General features: G+C 58.7%; 12 protein-coding genes and 2 pseudogenes. 4 read left to right on the top strand and 10 right to left on the bottom strand.

Annotated elements, in window-relative coordinates; all coding sequences use genetic code 11:
* Positions 1 to 48: 48 nt before the first annotated feature.
* Positions 49 to 243 carry a hypothetical protein gene (locus O7A70_RS31640; protein ID WP_337143849.1) on the bottom strand — a complete coding sequence of 65 codons (195 nt, stop codon included), beginning with the start codon at positions 241 to 243 and terminating at the stop codon, positions 49 to 51.
* Between the two features lie 246 nt (positions 244 to 489).
* Here O7A70_RS31640 and O7A70_RS31635 point away from each other — a divergent pair, with 246 nt between their 5' ends.
* Together O7A70_RS31635 and O7A70_RS31630 are read left to right on the top strand one after the other, a co-directional pair.
* Complete coding sequence (locus tag O7A70_RS31635) at positions 490 to 843, top strand: di-heme oxidoredictase family protein (RefSeq protein WP_337143848.1); 354 nt, start codon at positions 490 to 492, stop codon at positions 841 to 843.
* Between the two features lie 112 nt (positions 844 to 955).
* Positions 956 to 1,306 (top strand): recombinase family protein, encoded by a 351-nt coding sequence (locus O7A70_RS31630; RefSeq protein WP_337143847.1) that lies wholly within the window; start codon positions 956 to 958, stop codon positions 1,304 to 1,306.
* A gap of 155 nt (positions 1,307 to 1,461) precedes the next feature.
* Here O7A70_RS31630 and O7A70_RS31625 read toward each other — a convergent pair whose 3' ends face one another.
* The 7 genes and pseudogenes from O7A70_RS31625 to O7A70_RS31595 form a co-directional block, all read right to left on the bottom strand.
* Entirely contained in the window at positions 1,462 to 3,024 is a 1,563-nt protein-coding gene (locus tag O7A70_RS31625) for a class I tRNA ligase family protein (RefSeq protein WP_337143846.1), read from the bottom strand.
* Position 3,025: 1 nt separating this feature from the next.
* Positions 3,026 to 3,355: a cupin domain-containing protein gene (locus O7A70_RS31620; RefSeq protein ID WP_149908165.1), complete on the bottom strand. Its 330-nt coding sequence runs from the start codon at positions 3,353 to 3,355 to the stop codon at positions 3,026 to 3,028.
* A gap of 26 nt (positions 3,356 to 3,381) precedes the next feature.
* Positions 3,382 to 4,161, bottom strand: a complete 780-nt coding sequence (locus tag O7A70_RS31615; protein WP_337143845.1) for a phytanoyl-CoA dioxygenase family protein — start codon at positions 4,159 to 4,161, stop codon at positions 3,382 to 3,384.
* Between the two features lie 44 nt (positions 4,162 to 4,205).
* On the bottom strand, positions 4,206 to 5,435 hold the full coding sequence (locus tag O7A70_RS31610; RefSeq protein WP_337143844.1) for an MFS transporter: 1,230 nt from the start codon (positions 5,433 to 5,435) through the stop codon (positions 4,206 to 4,208).
* Positions 5,432 to 6,751: a lysine N(6)-hydroxylase/L-ornithine N(5)-oxygenase family protein gene (locus tag O7A70_RS31605; RefSeq protein ID WP_337143843.1), complete on the bottom strand. Its 1,320-nt coding sequence runs from the start codon at positions 6,749 to 6,751 to the stop codon at positions 5,432 to 5,434. Before O7A70_RS31605 ends, O7A70_RS31610 begins: the two co-directional genes overlap by 4 nt.
* A 1,063-nt stretch (positions 6,752 to 7,814) precedes the next feature.
* Positions 7,815 to 8,030, bottom strand: a pseudogene (locus O7A70_RS31600) (transposase); the annotation flags it as partial.
* A 14-nt stretch (positions 8,031 to 8,044) separates the two neighbouring features.
* A complete protein-coding gene (locus tag O7A70_RS31595) occupies positions 8,045 to 8,335 on the bottom strand; it encodes a hypothetical protein (RefSeq protein ID WP_337143842.1) in 291 nt (96 codons plus the stop codon).
* Positions 8,336 to 8,428: 93 nt separating this feature from the next.
* On the opposite strand from O7A70_RS31595, the gene O7A70_RS31590 reads away from it, so the two are divergent.
* The gene (locus tag O7A70_RS31590) at positions 8,429 to 9,232 is read left to right on the top strand and encodes a 4'-phosphopantetheinyl transferase family protein (protein ID WP_337143841.1); all 804 of its coding nucleotides are present in this window, start codon (positions 8,429 to 8,431) and stop codon (positions 9,230 to 9,232) included.
* Between the two features lie 109 nt (positions 9,233 to 9,341).
* On the opposite strand, the pseudogene O7A70_RS31585 reads toward O7A70_RS31590, so the two are convergent.
* A pseudogene (locus O7A70_RS31585) lies at positions 9,342 to 10,308 on the bottom strand (IS110 family transposase).
* Between the two features lie 225 nt (positions 10,309 to 10,533).
* Between O7A70_RS31585 and O7A70_RS31580 the strand changes: the two are divergent.
* Positions 10,534 to 11,643 carry an IS110 family transposase gene (locus tag O7A70_RS31580; protein WP_442921239.1) on the top strand — a complete coding sequence of 370 codons (1,110 nt, stop codon included), beginning with the start codon at positions 10,534 to 10,536 and terminating at the stop codon, positions 11,641 to 11,643.
* Positions 11,644 to 12,115: 472 nt separating this feature from the next.
* On the opposite strand, the gene O7A70_RS31575 is transcribed toward O7A70_RS31580, so the two are convergent.
* The coding region (locus tag O7A70_RS31575; RefSeq protein ID WP_337143840.1) for a tyrosine-type recombinase/integrase at positions 12,116 to 12,860 on the bottom strand (745 nt) is incomplete at its 5' end.

The following is a 12,860-nucleotide window of genomic DNA, read 5'->3' as shown; positions in this document are numbered from 1 at the left end:
CCGAAATCGCCAATCCGCGATTTTCCAGCCACACGACGCTCGCCGGCGTCAAGCCACGCAGGACGTTGCGTTGAACAGGAGACCGAGGCCCGTCTGAGGCGTGAAATCGGTCTGAAACAACTGGCTTCCAGCTGTGTCGGCGGCGACAGCTTTTTTCGTCTCGGGCATCGCCGCCGACGCGTCGTGCTCGTCAAAGGCCGGAATCTCGAGGAGCGCCGCTTCGCGGCCCGGAAATCCGGGCACCGTGCCGGGCGATCGTTATCCAGATGCGCTGCGTGCCGGCCGACGTCGCGATGGCGCGAAGACGGTCGGGACCGATCGGTCCGAGGCCTGGAACATCGATCGTCGCCCGCGCGAGCAGGCGGCCATCCTGGCTCACGCGCAGCAACGATTCGTCGCCTCGATTGGCGACGAACAGGTCCGATCCGCCATCCCGGCCCTGGCGGCGCGAGCGCCGACGAGAGCCGGTTCGCCCGCAGGGTCACCCATATGGATCCAGCCTCGGGACGCGCTGTGCCGATCGACAATCCCAACAATCCTGTCGCGCGACGCTTCATGTCGCACGATGGCAGCGCGGTCGTAGCCGCCGCGCAGCTGCCCGGCCAGGCCAATGTGATCTCGCTGCGCATGCCGCCCGCTCTTTTTGGAATTGCCAGGATCGACGAGATCCCCGACAGCGTCATCGAAGCGCAGGCCATCAGCAAGGGCGACGGCATCAAGGGCCGCGCCAATCATCTCGTCGACGCCAGCGGCGCGTCTCGAGTCGGCCGCTACGGGTGGAAGGCGGATATCGCATGCCTCGAGGATATGGCGGCCGACGCCTTCGCAAAGAGCTCGGCATGATCAATGCGATCGCCGCCCGCCGCGAGACCAGCCAGAGAGGACGACACCGTCGTCGCTTGGAAGCTCGACCGTCTGTCGCGCTCGCTCAAGGCTCAAGGACGTGCCGCACATCATGGAACGCATCGAAACGGCCGGCGTGGGATTCCGCTCGCTGACCGAGGCGATCGACACGACGACGCCGGCAGGTCGCATGATAATGCAGATGGTTGATGGTTGGCTCATTCCCGAATTCGAGCGCGCCATGATCCGGGAACGCAACTCTGCGGGATTGGCCTTAGCGCGATCCGAGGGCCGGATCGGTGGCCGTCGCAAGAAACTCAATCCCAAGATGCGCCTGGAGATCGCCGAAAGCGTTCTGTCCGGACGAAAATCAGCCGCCGAAATGGCGAGGCTTTACGTGGTTAGCCAGACGACGGTGTCGAGGATCGTGGCTGAACACCGCCGGCAACCAGCGGAGAGATAAATCCTACCGTATATCTGTGTCCCAATAATGCACTGGGTCCAAATTCCGGTAGTTCGAAGTGTCCACCCAAGTAATTGGGCAACGCCCTGAGCGAGGGATCTGCATTTGGAGGCACGAAAATTCATGGTTTTGCCGTTCAAATTTTTACAGGCTGCCTAGTCCTGTTCTGTGCGAAAACGTTTATTGTACCCTGCGATGAAGCCAGCAGGTACTGGCGCGCTGAAATACGGGAAGTCCATCGCCACTATTGGCAAGGCAGCAGTTGCAGCAAGTGTCTTGAGGGACGGCTGCCATGTTGCACCGAAGAAATGCTGACCGTAGCGTATCGCTAGCTCAGGTACCACGGGATAAAGCAGACTCAGGAAGAACGAGACCTGCGCGGCATTCCAGATACCACGCGCAAGGCCAGCGACCTCGAAGCACGTGTCGATGATATCAAGCGCATCCCAGAACCGCAGTGCCTCGACCGCGTCGGCGTAACGCTGAGCCAGGCTGCGTAGAGTAGGGCAGAGACCGTTGCTGTCCACGGTGTGTGCGTTCTGGGCATAGTGGCGTAATGCATCTTCCCAGACCCGAAGGCGTGAGGCTGCCATGATCAGCTTGTCAACATCGAAATCGTTCTCATCGCTCTCGAATGGCTTGGCCACCCGCGCCAGCGCGTAACGGAGTACACTGGGGCCGACCTCGCGCGCCACTTCGTCGGTCCAAAGGGCATGATCACGACTGGTGGAAAACTTTTCGCCTTCGAGCTTGAAGAAATCCTGGACGGAATGATTTTTGGGAATTGGATAGCCGCGCGCGAGCAGGGCGCCGGTCACACCTATCGTGTAGTAGAAGCGGTTATCTTGCCCCATGAAAAACAGAAGTTGGGTGTTCGGGTCGTTTAATGCTGCGTCGGCGTCCAGATTGTTGTAGGCGCATTGCTCACGAATGCCGGTGTCAAAACACCACAGGCCCTCAAACCATGTAAGCAGGGTTTGGCCGATCAAAGGTTCAGGCTGTTTTAGCTCCACACCATGACTAAAATGGCGCGTCATCGGCAGATCATGCACGTCGCAGGCTAACCAAGCGCGCGCCTTGTCGCGAATGACCTCGGGCCAGGCGCTTTGTCCAATAGCTTTGTCCAGCGCCGGAGCCAGCCGTGGGACGTCGAACACGGCCTGCGTGATAGGCCTCAGGACTAGTTTACCGCCGCACGTGGTGTGCCGCGCGTTGCGTATTGTGTCGTGCTGAACAGCTAGGCCGCAGTTCTCACACAAATTACTGTCGGTAGCCGCAGAGCACGCCGGACAACGTCCAGCAGCCAGCGAGTCGGCAACGAGCTCGTCGCAATGTTCGCAATAGAGTTGGACCCCCTTACGCACGTCGATATAGCCGGCCTCCTGCAACTCGCGGAAAATCGCCAGCGCATTCTCTTTGTGGATCTCGCTAGATGTCCGCACAAACACGTCTGGCGTGATTTGCACCGCGCGCAAGCACTGCAAGATTTCGTGAATGTGTTTCTGCGCGAGCTCGCTAACAGGCTGTCCGAGCTTTCGCGCCTTTACTAACGTATACGTACCATGCTCATCTGAACCCGTGATATAGTACGCGCGATGGCCAGCCATACGCTGAAAGCGCACGAAGATATCGGCGAGTAAGTATACGCCACCGACGTGGCCGAGATGTAGTTTGCCGTTGGGGCAAGGAGGGGCGGGACAAACAAAATAAGTGCGCATGTCAATCCCACCAAATAGATAGAAACTTGAGCGTACTGTCCTGACTGGCATTGCGGATAGTGTGCTTTTGGTGTGGTCGCATGTAGCACAACGTCATCTCGCTCACCTGCCGGACCTGACCGTCAGCTTCGAACTCTCCATGACCAGAGATCAGCAGCCACAGTTCGTGCTCGTGGTGCGCGTGCGGATCGACCGCATCGCCCGGTGCGACCTCAACGACCGAGGCGCCGAACTCGGGGCTGAGACCATCCGGCAGATGCTCCAACAGGCGCCAGACCAGAACGCCATATTCCGTTCGCATCAATGAATGATCGGCCTGCTTCGTGTACACGTCGGTCTTTCCTCCGAGGTTGGCACTCAATCGCGATAGAATATGCCGTTGGGCACTTTTAGGCTGTCAAGGTCCGGCAGCTTGCCTTCTGGTGGGTTGTAGGCGCGCTTCATGCGGTTGTATTCGGCACGTGTTGGACCACCAGTAGATGCTCGCTGGAACACTAAATAGAGGGTGCGGCGGGAGCGATTGCTCTTATTTGGCAGCGAGTAGTGGGGCGCATAGTCGTCGAAAATAAACACATCGCCGGCCTTCCATGACACCGGCTCCCATATGAAGCTCTCGGCGACCTGTGGATTGATCACGCCGCCGGCATCCATTGGAAACACTCCCTCCTTATGGTGACCTGGCGTGAAGAAAAGCCCGCCGTTGTCAGGATCCGAATCGTCGATGGCAATGGCTGCAACTGCATGCACCATGCGGTCGGGTATCTTGTGTGGTATATGATAAATGTCCTGGTGTGGGCGGTATCCGCCGCTGTCAGGATACTTGAAGATCAGAAGTTCCTTTAGCATTCGCGTGTTCTCATCAAGTAGCGTCTCGACCGCCGTACGAATGCGGCCATCGGCCAGCAGCGCCTCGCGTAGAGCGTCATGATAATCCAAGAAGTTCTCTGCCTTTGAAATAATCTTGCGGCTGTCGCCTGTCTTCTCGAACCACATCATCCACTTGTCAGGGCATACATCCCGGCGCGCGACTTCCTCAACGAAATTAGAAATCCTGTCGCGCGTGGCTGCATCGAAGAAGCTTTCGATACGGAGATACCCGTCCTGATTCCATTTCGCTTTTTGTGCTTCGGTTAGCATGTGCGAGCTCCTTTCGTAAAATTAAAGGGGACCAGTTGTTGCGTTTACTCGAAGCAGGTTGCCAGCACCGCATTAAGAGCGGTCGCACCTAATAACGTGAGCAACATCACGTCGGGACCAAATCCGCGGATCAACTGCCCACCCAGCAACGGAAAGCCGAACAATCCGAGGAAATATGCTAGCGAAAAGATCTGCGAGGTAACGGGCACGGACACCCCGTGGTCTCCAGCAAGATTGACGGCCATTCCGTACAGGACGGAATAGCTTAGCCCGTAGCCTGCAGCGAAGAGTGCCGTGGCCGCGACATAGAGCGGGGTGCTGCCAGCATTGACAATGAACAATACCAGTGATGCACCAGTAGCTAGGAAGAGGGTGAGCGCAAGCTGGTGAACGGGCGCGCGGCCTATCACATGCGCGAGTGAGAAGCGCAGCGCCACGCTGGTAGCGGTAAACACTAGAAAGAACAAATCGGAGTTCAGGTGACGTGATGCTGAATAGACGCTCTGATATGTGGATAGCCCTGAGAAAATGCAGGCGGAAACCGCGATCATACCGATGGGGGCAGCTGTGCATTTTCGAAGTAGCGCTGTGGTCTCGGCCACTGTGATTTCGATATCCGGCATCGGCGCCGCGGATAGGTTCAACATGGCACGTCGTGTAACTTCTACGCAAATGGCTGCGATAGCGCATGCTATCGCGAACACTGCGTAAACCACGGCCATTGAGCCAGTGCATTTTGCCAACAAGTGACCGAGTGGAGCCGCTAAGCCGAGCCCAGCCATTTGTGAGCCGGACAAGATAGTCAAATACTGAATACGTGCTGCGGGCCGTAGATGGCGAATGATCTGCAGGGGCGACAGGATGAAGAACACTGACCATCCTGCGCCCATCAGCAGACCCCCGGCATAAGCCGCTCGCTCATCGAGCACTGCGCCGGCAAAGACCAGCATGGCTAGCGCCATGACTACCGAGGCGGCGACCACCGTCGGCATCACGCCGATGCGCTTTGCCACCCAGCCTGCCAAGCAACAGCACGCGATGGTAGCAGCCATGCCGGTGGAGATAATAAAACCTGCGGCTTCGCTATTCTTACCAAGCGCCTGCATGTAGTCCGGCAATAGGAAACTTGTGCCGTAAGCTGCTGCAATGACAATCGATGCGATCAAAAATGGTCCAAAAGCACGGTAGTCCAGCCTGACAGATAGCTGGTCCGCAGCTATAGCGGGGGCATCAACAATACGGCTGCGCGGGGATGAGAACGATGCTTCGCTCATGTGATCGCGGCCATGTGCTGTGTGGATACCATCGCATCCAGACCGGCGCCTTCCTCGGAAGCGTCTGACGTTTCATAACCGTCAAGCATCTGCCGATCTGATGTATTCAGATAGAACGGCTGTCCGAGGAGGCTATTAATTATGAGGCTGTTGCGGTACGCGACCAGTGATAGATTGACGCTCTGCAATCCGTGCAGCAGGCGGCTTTGGTTCTGCAAATATACCGGACCCGGCATGTGCTGATTGAAGCGGACCGCGTAGTCCGGGCCGAGCACCCGCAGGCCATCCTCCATGCACGCGCCCTCGAGGAGCGATTGCAAGAAGGGCGGGGTGCGCGGCTGAAAGCCTGTGGCGAGCACTATGCGATCAACTAAGATGCTGTGATGTTGCTGCGTAGCGATCCCATTCAGATCTACTCGCCAACGCTTGTTGTGGGCCGCGATATCCTTCACGACTACGCTGGACAACAAACGAAAACTGTCGGCCAGCGTGCCATCCACACTGCGTTCGTACAACATTTCATAGAGGCGATTGCATAATTCGGCAGAGATGCCGTCACTTGTTAGCTTCTCGCGCTCAACTATGGCACGGCGTTGCCGAAGCGGCAGAGCGTGAAAGCGCTGGCTGTAACCGGGCATGTAAGCCTCGTTTACGAAGCTGTTATCGTCCATTGCAAACAAGTTCGTGCGCGCCGTTACCCACGTAATCCGGGTGGCCACGGGACGAGTAAGGATATGCTCAACAATCTCAGCGCCGCTCTGACCACCTCCCACGACGAGCACATCCTCGTCAGGATAGGGTGGCTTCCGCTCGAGATAGTCGGCCGCATGATAGACGGTGTCACAGAGCAGCCGTCTGGCACACCCAGGGATCTTGGGCTCCACGCCAACTCCTATCACAACAGCGCGCGCGAGGTATGTAGTTGTACTTGTGTTGACGCGGTAGCCGTCCCTAAAGGGAACAACATCGACGACTTCCTCGCTGAAGCGGAGCGTGCGGAGTCGTCGGGCAACCCACTGGTAATAATCAGTGAACTCCCGCCTGGACGTCGAGGCGTTGCGTTTGTTGACGAAACTGTAGAGCCGTCCGTGCAGTGCTAGGTAGTTGAGGAAAGAATAGGGGCTAGTAGGGTCTACCAGGGTAACGCAATCCTTGAGTGGCGACACTTGTAGGCGGCTGTTCGGCACCGCCAGACCTGGATGCCAGCAAAATGCCTCGCGCTTCTCTAGGAATAGTGCGCGTAGCGGAGTAGGTTCAATCAGTGCTGCTAGGCTGAGATTGAACGGGCCGATCCCAATGCCGATGACGTCCAGCATGTCCACAAAATTCCCTTTGACGCTTGTGTACGGTTTTTCTCAGGTACGAAGGCAGTCGCGCCGTTCACGAAAGTCACGCTCTTGCTGCAAAGCACGAGCGTGCCGAGCGCCCGCGTGAAGCGGCTTTGTGGAACCGCGAGGCGACGGCTCGACTCTTTCCTCGGGCGAGAGTCTTCGGCCCGGAGGAGCACCTGGAACGGCGCGCGTTGTGTGACCGGTTTGCAAAAACCGTCCGGTTGCGCCAAAGCTCAGCACGGCCTCATGCGCCGGCTTTCTGTTTGAAAGCTGCAATAATCGCCTTCGCCAGCTCGGTAAAGTTCGCGGCACCCGCGACATTGATGTTCGCCGCTTTGGCGCCGCCAAGCAAAAAACCTCATCAGCGCGTTCATTAGGATCAATCGGGGCAAGCGCCATCGGTAACTCCTGGACTATCCGCACCGCTTACTCATCCAAGCAATTAGCGTGCCACTTGCAAGATCTCAGGCGCGCCTTGCTGGACGAAAGAAACACGCGTACCTGCTAACTTCTGTGTGCAATGGCCGTGCCGCTCTTGTTGGCTTTCCGACATCGCCGTCTTCAATCGGACATGGACGCACGAAGGATGGAGCACACGAATGCACGCGCGGCGGTAGATGGGAACAAAGGAAACTGTGAACGCTCGCGCAAGCGTGAGGGCGGCCCAGCCCGTCATGACCTTGTCATCAACGAATAGGGCCTCAGAGGCCTCGCAGATCCGATTCAGTTCGTATTAGCTCACAGGCAAGGCACATCACCATGCCGCCTGCACCGATATGTCCGGTGCCGGCTGTTCTTGCCAGAAGGGACATGACATTGGCCATCGTGCTGGTCGCGGCCGCACCGAAGGTGAGACACGTTGGATGATTTGTGCGCCACGCCGGAAATAGAGTTCCTGAGCATCCGAGTGACCATTGATGAACGTTCCGCGACCTCCTATTTGACCCCCAGCAGACCGAGCTACCCCGGTTGCAGACTGTCAGCAATGCGCGCCTCCCATTTCCACCGACCTCGATCGCTGGAAATAGCGATCATGGTCGGCTGGAACACGCACTACGGCGGTGAGCGCCTTCCCAGCTGTGCTACGGGACTCCAGAAAGTCGGGGAAGTACGAGCCTTTGCGAAGCTTTGGGATGCCCAGCCGCAGCCGTTGCGCTGAGCCAGACGCGCGGAATTCTTCTCGCCATAGGCGGCCCCGGTCTTGCGCCTCGACTTCCAGCTCCATCAACCGTTGCGCGGCAAATCAGATCATCTGCCGCAACAAATTGGCATCATCCGCTACGACACTGCAATTCTTCCTATGCGCCTTGCCGCGGCCGTAATGACCGAAGCGGCTTCCTGAATATCAATGTCTTTCGAAAAATACGGCGAAAACGAAAGGCTGATTGCGGTGCGCGGATCGGGCGTCGACTGTTTGATCATTGCGTCGACCGAAATGATAACGTCGATATTCTCGTTCTGAACTACTGACCTGCCAAGGTGGGGCGCACGGTCGCTGTTCCCCGTTCGGGCGGCGCCGTCACGGCGCACATCCAAATCATCGATCGGCAAAAGACCGATATCTTGCAACGGAGATCCGTAAGGTCCATCAGTAAGCGGTGGGTCGCGGGGCTGGAAATCTACAGTCGATGATGGGACGCCAACGGCTCCGTGGCGGAGACCATGTCGCCGAAAATCGGACGACACGGCGGTTGGCCGTTCGTCAAGGTTCTGATGCAAGGCGATAAGCATAACAGAAATGGGCGGCGAAGGAATGGTATGCCTACAGCGCCGGAAGTTTGCGACGACTATTCACCGGTTCATCTGGTGGCAGCTTTTCGGCAGTTGGTTCCTCACGGCATAGTCGTCGAGGGCGGCGATTTCAAGCCTGCCGATCGACCGGTGAAGCTCGAAGAAGAAGTGTCTCTGGGCAATGTTGTACCGGCGCGACGTCGTGAGTTTCGCGCTGGCCGTATTATGGCCAGGCAGGCATTGCGGGGCCTGGGCATTCCTGAGACCGTGATCCCGATTGAACTCGATCGGGCGCCAGTCTGGCCGGCAGGCATCGTCGGTTCGATCTCTCATACCCGAAGCCTGTGCGTCGTCGCCGTCGGATCATCCGCGGAATTCCTCAGTATCGGGATCGACATCGAGGAGGATTCTCCGCTCTCGTGCGAACTGACACAATTGGTGGCAGGCGCCGCAGAAACCGAAGGGCGGGAAGGGATCGAAAGGCGTCTGGGATGCGATCTGCCAAAGCTTCTCTTCGTGATCAAGGAAGCGTTCTACAAAATGTATTTCCAGCTTAACCGCCGCTTTTTGGCGTTTCACGACGTTCGAGTCGAACTGGATGTGGAAAAACACACCGCCAAAGCCATGATCGTTCCATCAAAGCGCCTTGCGGCGGCCGACAGCCACTGGTTTGAGGGTCGCTTCGGCAACAGCGACGGAACCCTGTTTTCATGTTTCGATCTCTCCGCGCGTTGACAGCCGCGCCGCCAGCAAGCACTCCGGCTCTTCCTGATCGACGTCGATCCTGGATCGGGATCTCGGCCACGAAACGTGACCATGTGAAACGGCATGCCGGATACAATCCCTAGGCGGTGGCCTTCTGGCCGCCGGACACCGCCAATTTGCGCGCCACGGCCACGGCGGCTCGTTTGAAGCCAATCCTCTCCCGGAGCTTGAGACCCCATGTGCGTAGGCTGCTTTCGGACGAACAGCGTGTCAGGATGACCGCTGCGGCTTCGTAGAGAAGCCCTCGCAGATGCCGATCCCCGCGCCGGGATATATGGCCGTCATAATCGACTTCTCCCGATTGGTATCGGCGGGTTGTCAGGCCGATCCAAGCGGCGACAGAGCGGGACTTCTTGAAGTTGTTTGGATCCTCAATGGCGCTGACGAAAGAGGTCGCGGTGATCACGCCGATGCCGGGGATCGACATGAGGGTGCGGCAGGCTTGGCTTTGACGAGCATCCGCAACCAGTTGGCGGCCGAGCTCGGCGGCACGAATGCGAATGCTGCGCCAGGCCTCCAACATCGGCAAGACGATAGGAGCAAGCTCGTTCTGATCGATAAGAAGGCTCCGGACATTCTTTTCGAATGTAGTTCCCTTACCTGCTGGGACGAGCAGGCCGAACGTTTTCATGATCCCGCGGATCTGGTTGGAAAGCTTGACGGTGACCGCGTGCTGCCACGAGCGTGCGGGTCAACATACTGTCAAAGCCTTTCACGCGCACCTCGCGAAGTTCAGCAAGATGCGCCAACCCATCGGCGTCATTCGCATCCGTCTTGTTCGCCGCCATATCAAGGGCGGCTTTGGCATGGCGGGCATCGATGCAGATGGCTGGCAATCCCTCGGCGCGCAGCGCATGATAGAACCACACCGACAGAGGGCCGGTTTCGAACACGACGCGCTTTGCGGCCGGCGCCCGCTTGCGGACAAGCTCGGCAATGATGTTGGGATCAGATGCGCACTTTCCGCGCCAGATCCGTTCGCCTCCACGGCGGATCGACACCGCCGTCTCTTTCATCGACACGTCGAGACCGATATATTCTGTCATGGCTGTTCTCCGTTGATGCTGGGCCCGGCGTCCAGTCGTGAGCCCGTATTTTCATCTTATCGGGGAACAGCCACCCTTCAGGAACATGATTTGGCTCTCGGGGCGGCCGCTCCGGCGATTACCCCATGTATGTCCGCCTCTGTCGGTGAGGTGGCTCGCCCTACACTGCGCGTCCGAGGGTTGCTCCGACGGGCCGAGCCGATCCTCATCACAGGAGGACGAGCCGTGGCAGATTATAGGGAAGCATTTGTCGGAATTGATGTAGCGAAGCTGAGGAACGCCATCGCGATTGCCGATTCCGGCCGAGAGGGAGAAGTTCGCTTCTTCGGCGAGGTCGACGCATCGAATACGAGCATGCGCCGAGTTATCCAGCGGATCGCCACCAAGTTCGATCGAGTCCATTTCTGCTACGAGGCTGGCCCGACCGGCTACGGTCTCTATCGGCTGATCCGATCGCTCGGGCATGAATGCATGGTGGTCGCTCCGTCGCTGATCCCGAGGAAGCCTGGCGATCGGGTGAAGACAAACCGGCGGGATGCCCTTGCGTTGGCTCGACTGCTGCGCGCCGGCGAACTGACGGCGGTATGGGTTCCCGATGAAGGTCACGAAGCCATGCGGGATCTCGTCCGCTCTCGGGCGGCCGCGGTCGAGACACTTCGCGTCCACCGGCAGCATGTGAGCGCCTTCATGCTCAAGCACGGACGTATCTATCCCCGCAAAAAGGGCTGGACGATGCGCTATCTGCGCTGGTTGCAAGAGCAACCGTTCGATCACCCCGCGCACCAGATCGCGCTCCAGGAAATGGTCGAAGCGGTCCGCATCTCGAAAGAGCGGGTCGAGCGGCTGGAGCATGTGATCGAGGAGTTCGTTCCGGCCTGGTCGCTGGCGCCGGTCGTGCGCACGCTGCAGACATTGCGCGGCGTAGAACTGATCGTCGCCGTAACATTCGCCACCGAAATCGGCGACGTGCAAAGGTTCGAGAGTCCGCGCCAACTCATGGGATATCTCGGCCTCGTACCTGGAGAACGATCGACCGGCGAGACAGTCAAACGGAGCGGCATCACCAAGGCGGGAAACGGCCGCGTTCGCCACATGCTGGTCGAGAGCGCCTGGACCTACAGACATCCGCCGAGGGTCGGTGCGAAAAAGCTCTACCGTCTGGAACAAGCATCGCCAAAGGTGCGAGAGATTGCCTGGAAGGCGCAGACCCGGCTGACGGCCCGCTATCGAATGTTGAGCGGACGAGGCAAGAAGACAACGGTGGTCTGCACAGCGATCGCCCGTGAGCTGGCCGGCTTCATGTGGGCCATTGCAAGGGAGGCGCAACCAGCCTGATCGGTCGCCGCCGCGGCGACATACATCTTTCGCACATCGGCGGAGGCGGGACCACGGCAGGGGAACGCCCGTCAGACGCTTTGTGGCCGGCAAATCGACCGACGCCCGCAGTAAGATAGGAACAGCCCCGGACGCACAATCGGGAATGCGGTACCCAACCCGCGCATCAGAGCTTGATCACCGACGTCCGTCAGTTCCGCCTCCACCCATGTGCGATTATCAGAATGAGCAGCCGTTCCCCGGATCGGAAGGTCTCCTGCGCTCCAAACCTTGACAGCGGACATCAGAGCGCTGTTCTGGTGGCACCTTTCGCGCGTGGTCGTGAGGAACGATGTTCGCAGCCTTTGAGGGCTTCGACACATGACGATTTCAGAGCTTACGCTGGGCGCCTCTCCGGATCATGGCGGTATGAAGCGCTTTGCCCGCCATTTCGACCGGAATCGATCGTTGACACTCGGCACAGTTCTCATGCTCAAAGGGCGTTCAGGAATTCAAGAAGTCGGTCGTTTGGCCGAAATCGTTCGGCCTTTGCGCGTTCGTATGGCTTCAGCTTGGCAAGTGCGGATTCCTTCAGCTCAAGATGTGCGTGAAGATAGGTCAGCGTCGTTTCCATCGCCTCATGGCCCAGCCATAAAGCGATGACCGAACAATCGACGCCCGCCTGCAGCAGCTCCATGGCAGCGCTGTGCCTCAAAACATGAGGCGACACCCGCTTCGAGCGGAGGGTAACGCAGTGTTCGCGAGCCTTGGCGACATATTTGTTCAGCAGCGCCTGCACGCCGTCGGCGCTCAGCTTGCCGCCGTGCGTGTTCGGAAAGAGAGCCGTTGCGCCCCGCTTCCTGGGCTCGTTGAGCCAGCCCCGAAGGGCTTGCTGTGCAACCTTGGTGAGCGGCGTACTTCGCTCCTTGCGGCCCTTGCCAACGCATCGCACGTGGGCACCGTGGCCCAGCATCACGGAGTCCCGGTCGAGATCGATGATCTCCGAGACCCGCAACCCCGTTTGCGCGGCCAGCAATAACAGAGTGTGATCACGCCGTCCCAGCCATGCGCTGCGATCCGGACTGTGAATCGGCGTGCAAAATTGACTCCAATCTGGAGTGCGCCCCTGAGGGTGGACAGATATCAGGCCGCTGATTTGCCAGTCTGCCGGATGTGTTGATCCTCGAACTGCTGCGGGCTCAGATATCCGAGCGCCGAATGGAGTCTGCGTTTGTTGT

This window comes from Mesorhizobium sp. Cs1299R1N1 (genome assembly GCF_037179655.1).
In the GTDB taxonomy this organism is placed as follows: Bacteria; Pseudomonadota; Alphaproteobacteria; order Rhizobiales; family Rhizobiaceae; genus Mesorhizobium; species Mesorhizobium salmacidum.
This window is presented reverse-complemented; position numbering and strand designations above follow the sequence as displayed.

Coding starts and splice junctions, on each gene's coding strand:
- O7A70_RS31635 (WP_337143848.1), top strand. CDS start 490: ATGGATCCAGCCTCGGGACGCGCTGTGCCGATCGACAATCCCAACAAT.
- O7A70_RS31590 (WP_337143841.1), top strand. CDS start 8,429: ATGTCGCCGAAAATCGGACGACACGGCGGTTGGCCGTTCGTCAAGGTT.
- O7A70_RS31610 (WP_337143844.1), bottom strand. CDS start 5,435: ATGAGCGAAGCATCGTTCTCATCCCCGCGCAGCCGTATTGTTGATGCC.
- O7A70_RS31605 (WP_337143843.1), bottom strand. CDS start 6,751: ATGCTGGACGTCATCGGCATTGGGATCGGCCCGTTCAATCTCAGCCTA.
- O7A70_RS31630 (WP_337143847.1), top strand. CDS start 956: ATGGAACGCATCGAAACGGCCGGCGTGGGATTCCGCTCGCTGACCGAG.
- O7A70_RS31625 (WP_337143846.1), bottom strand. CDS start 3,024: ATGCGCACTTATTTTGTTTGTCCCGCCCCTCCTTGCCCCAACGGCAAA.
- O7A70_RS31615 (WP_337143845.1), bottom strand. CDS start 4,161: ATGCTAACCGAAGCACAAAAAGCGAAATGGAATCAGGACGGGTATCTC.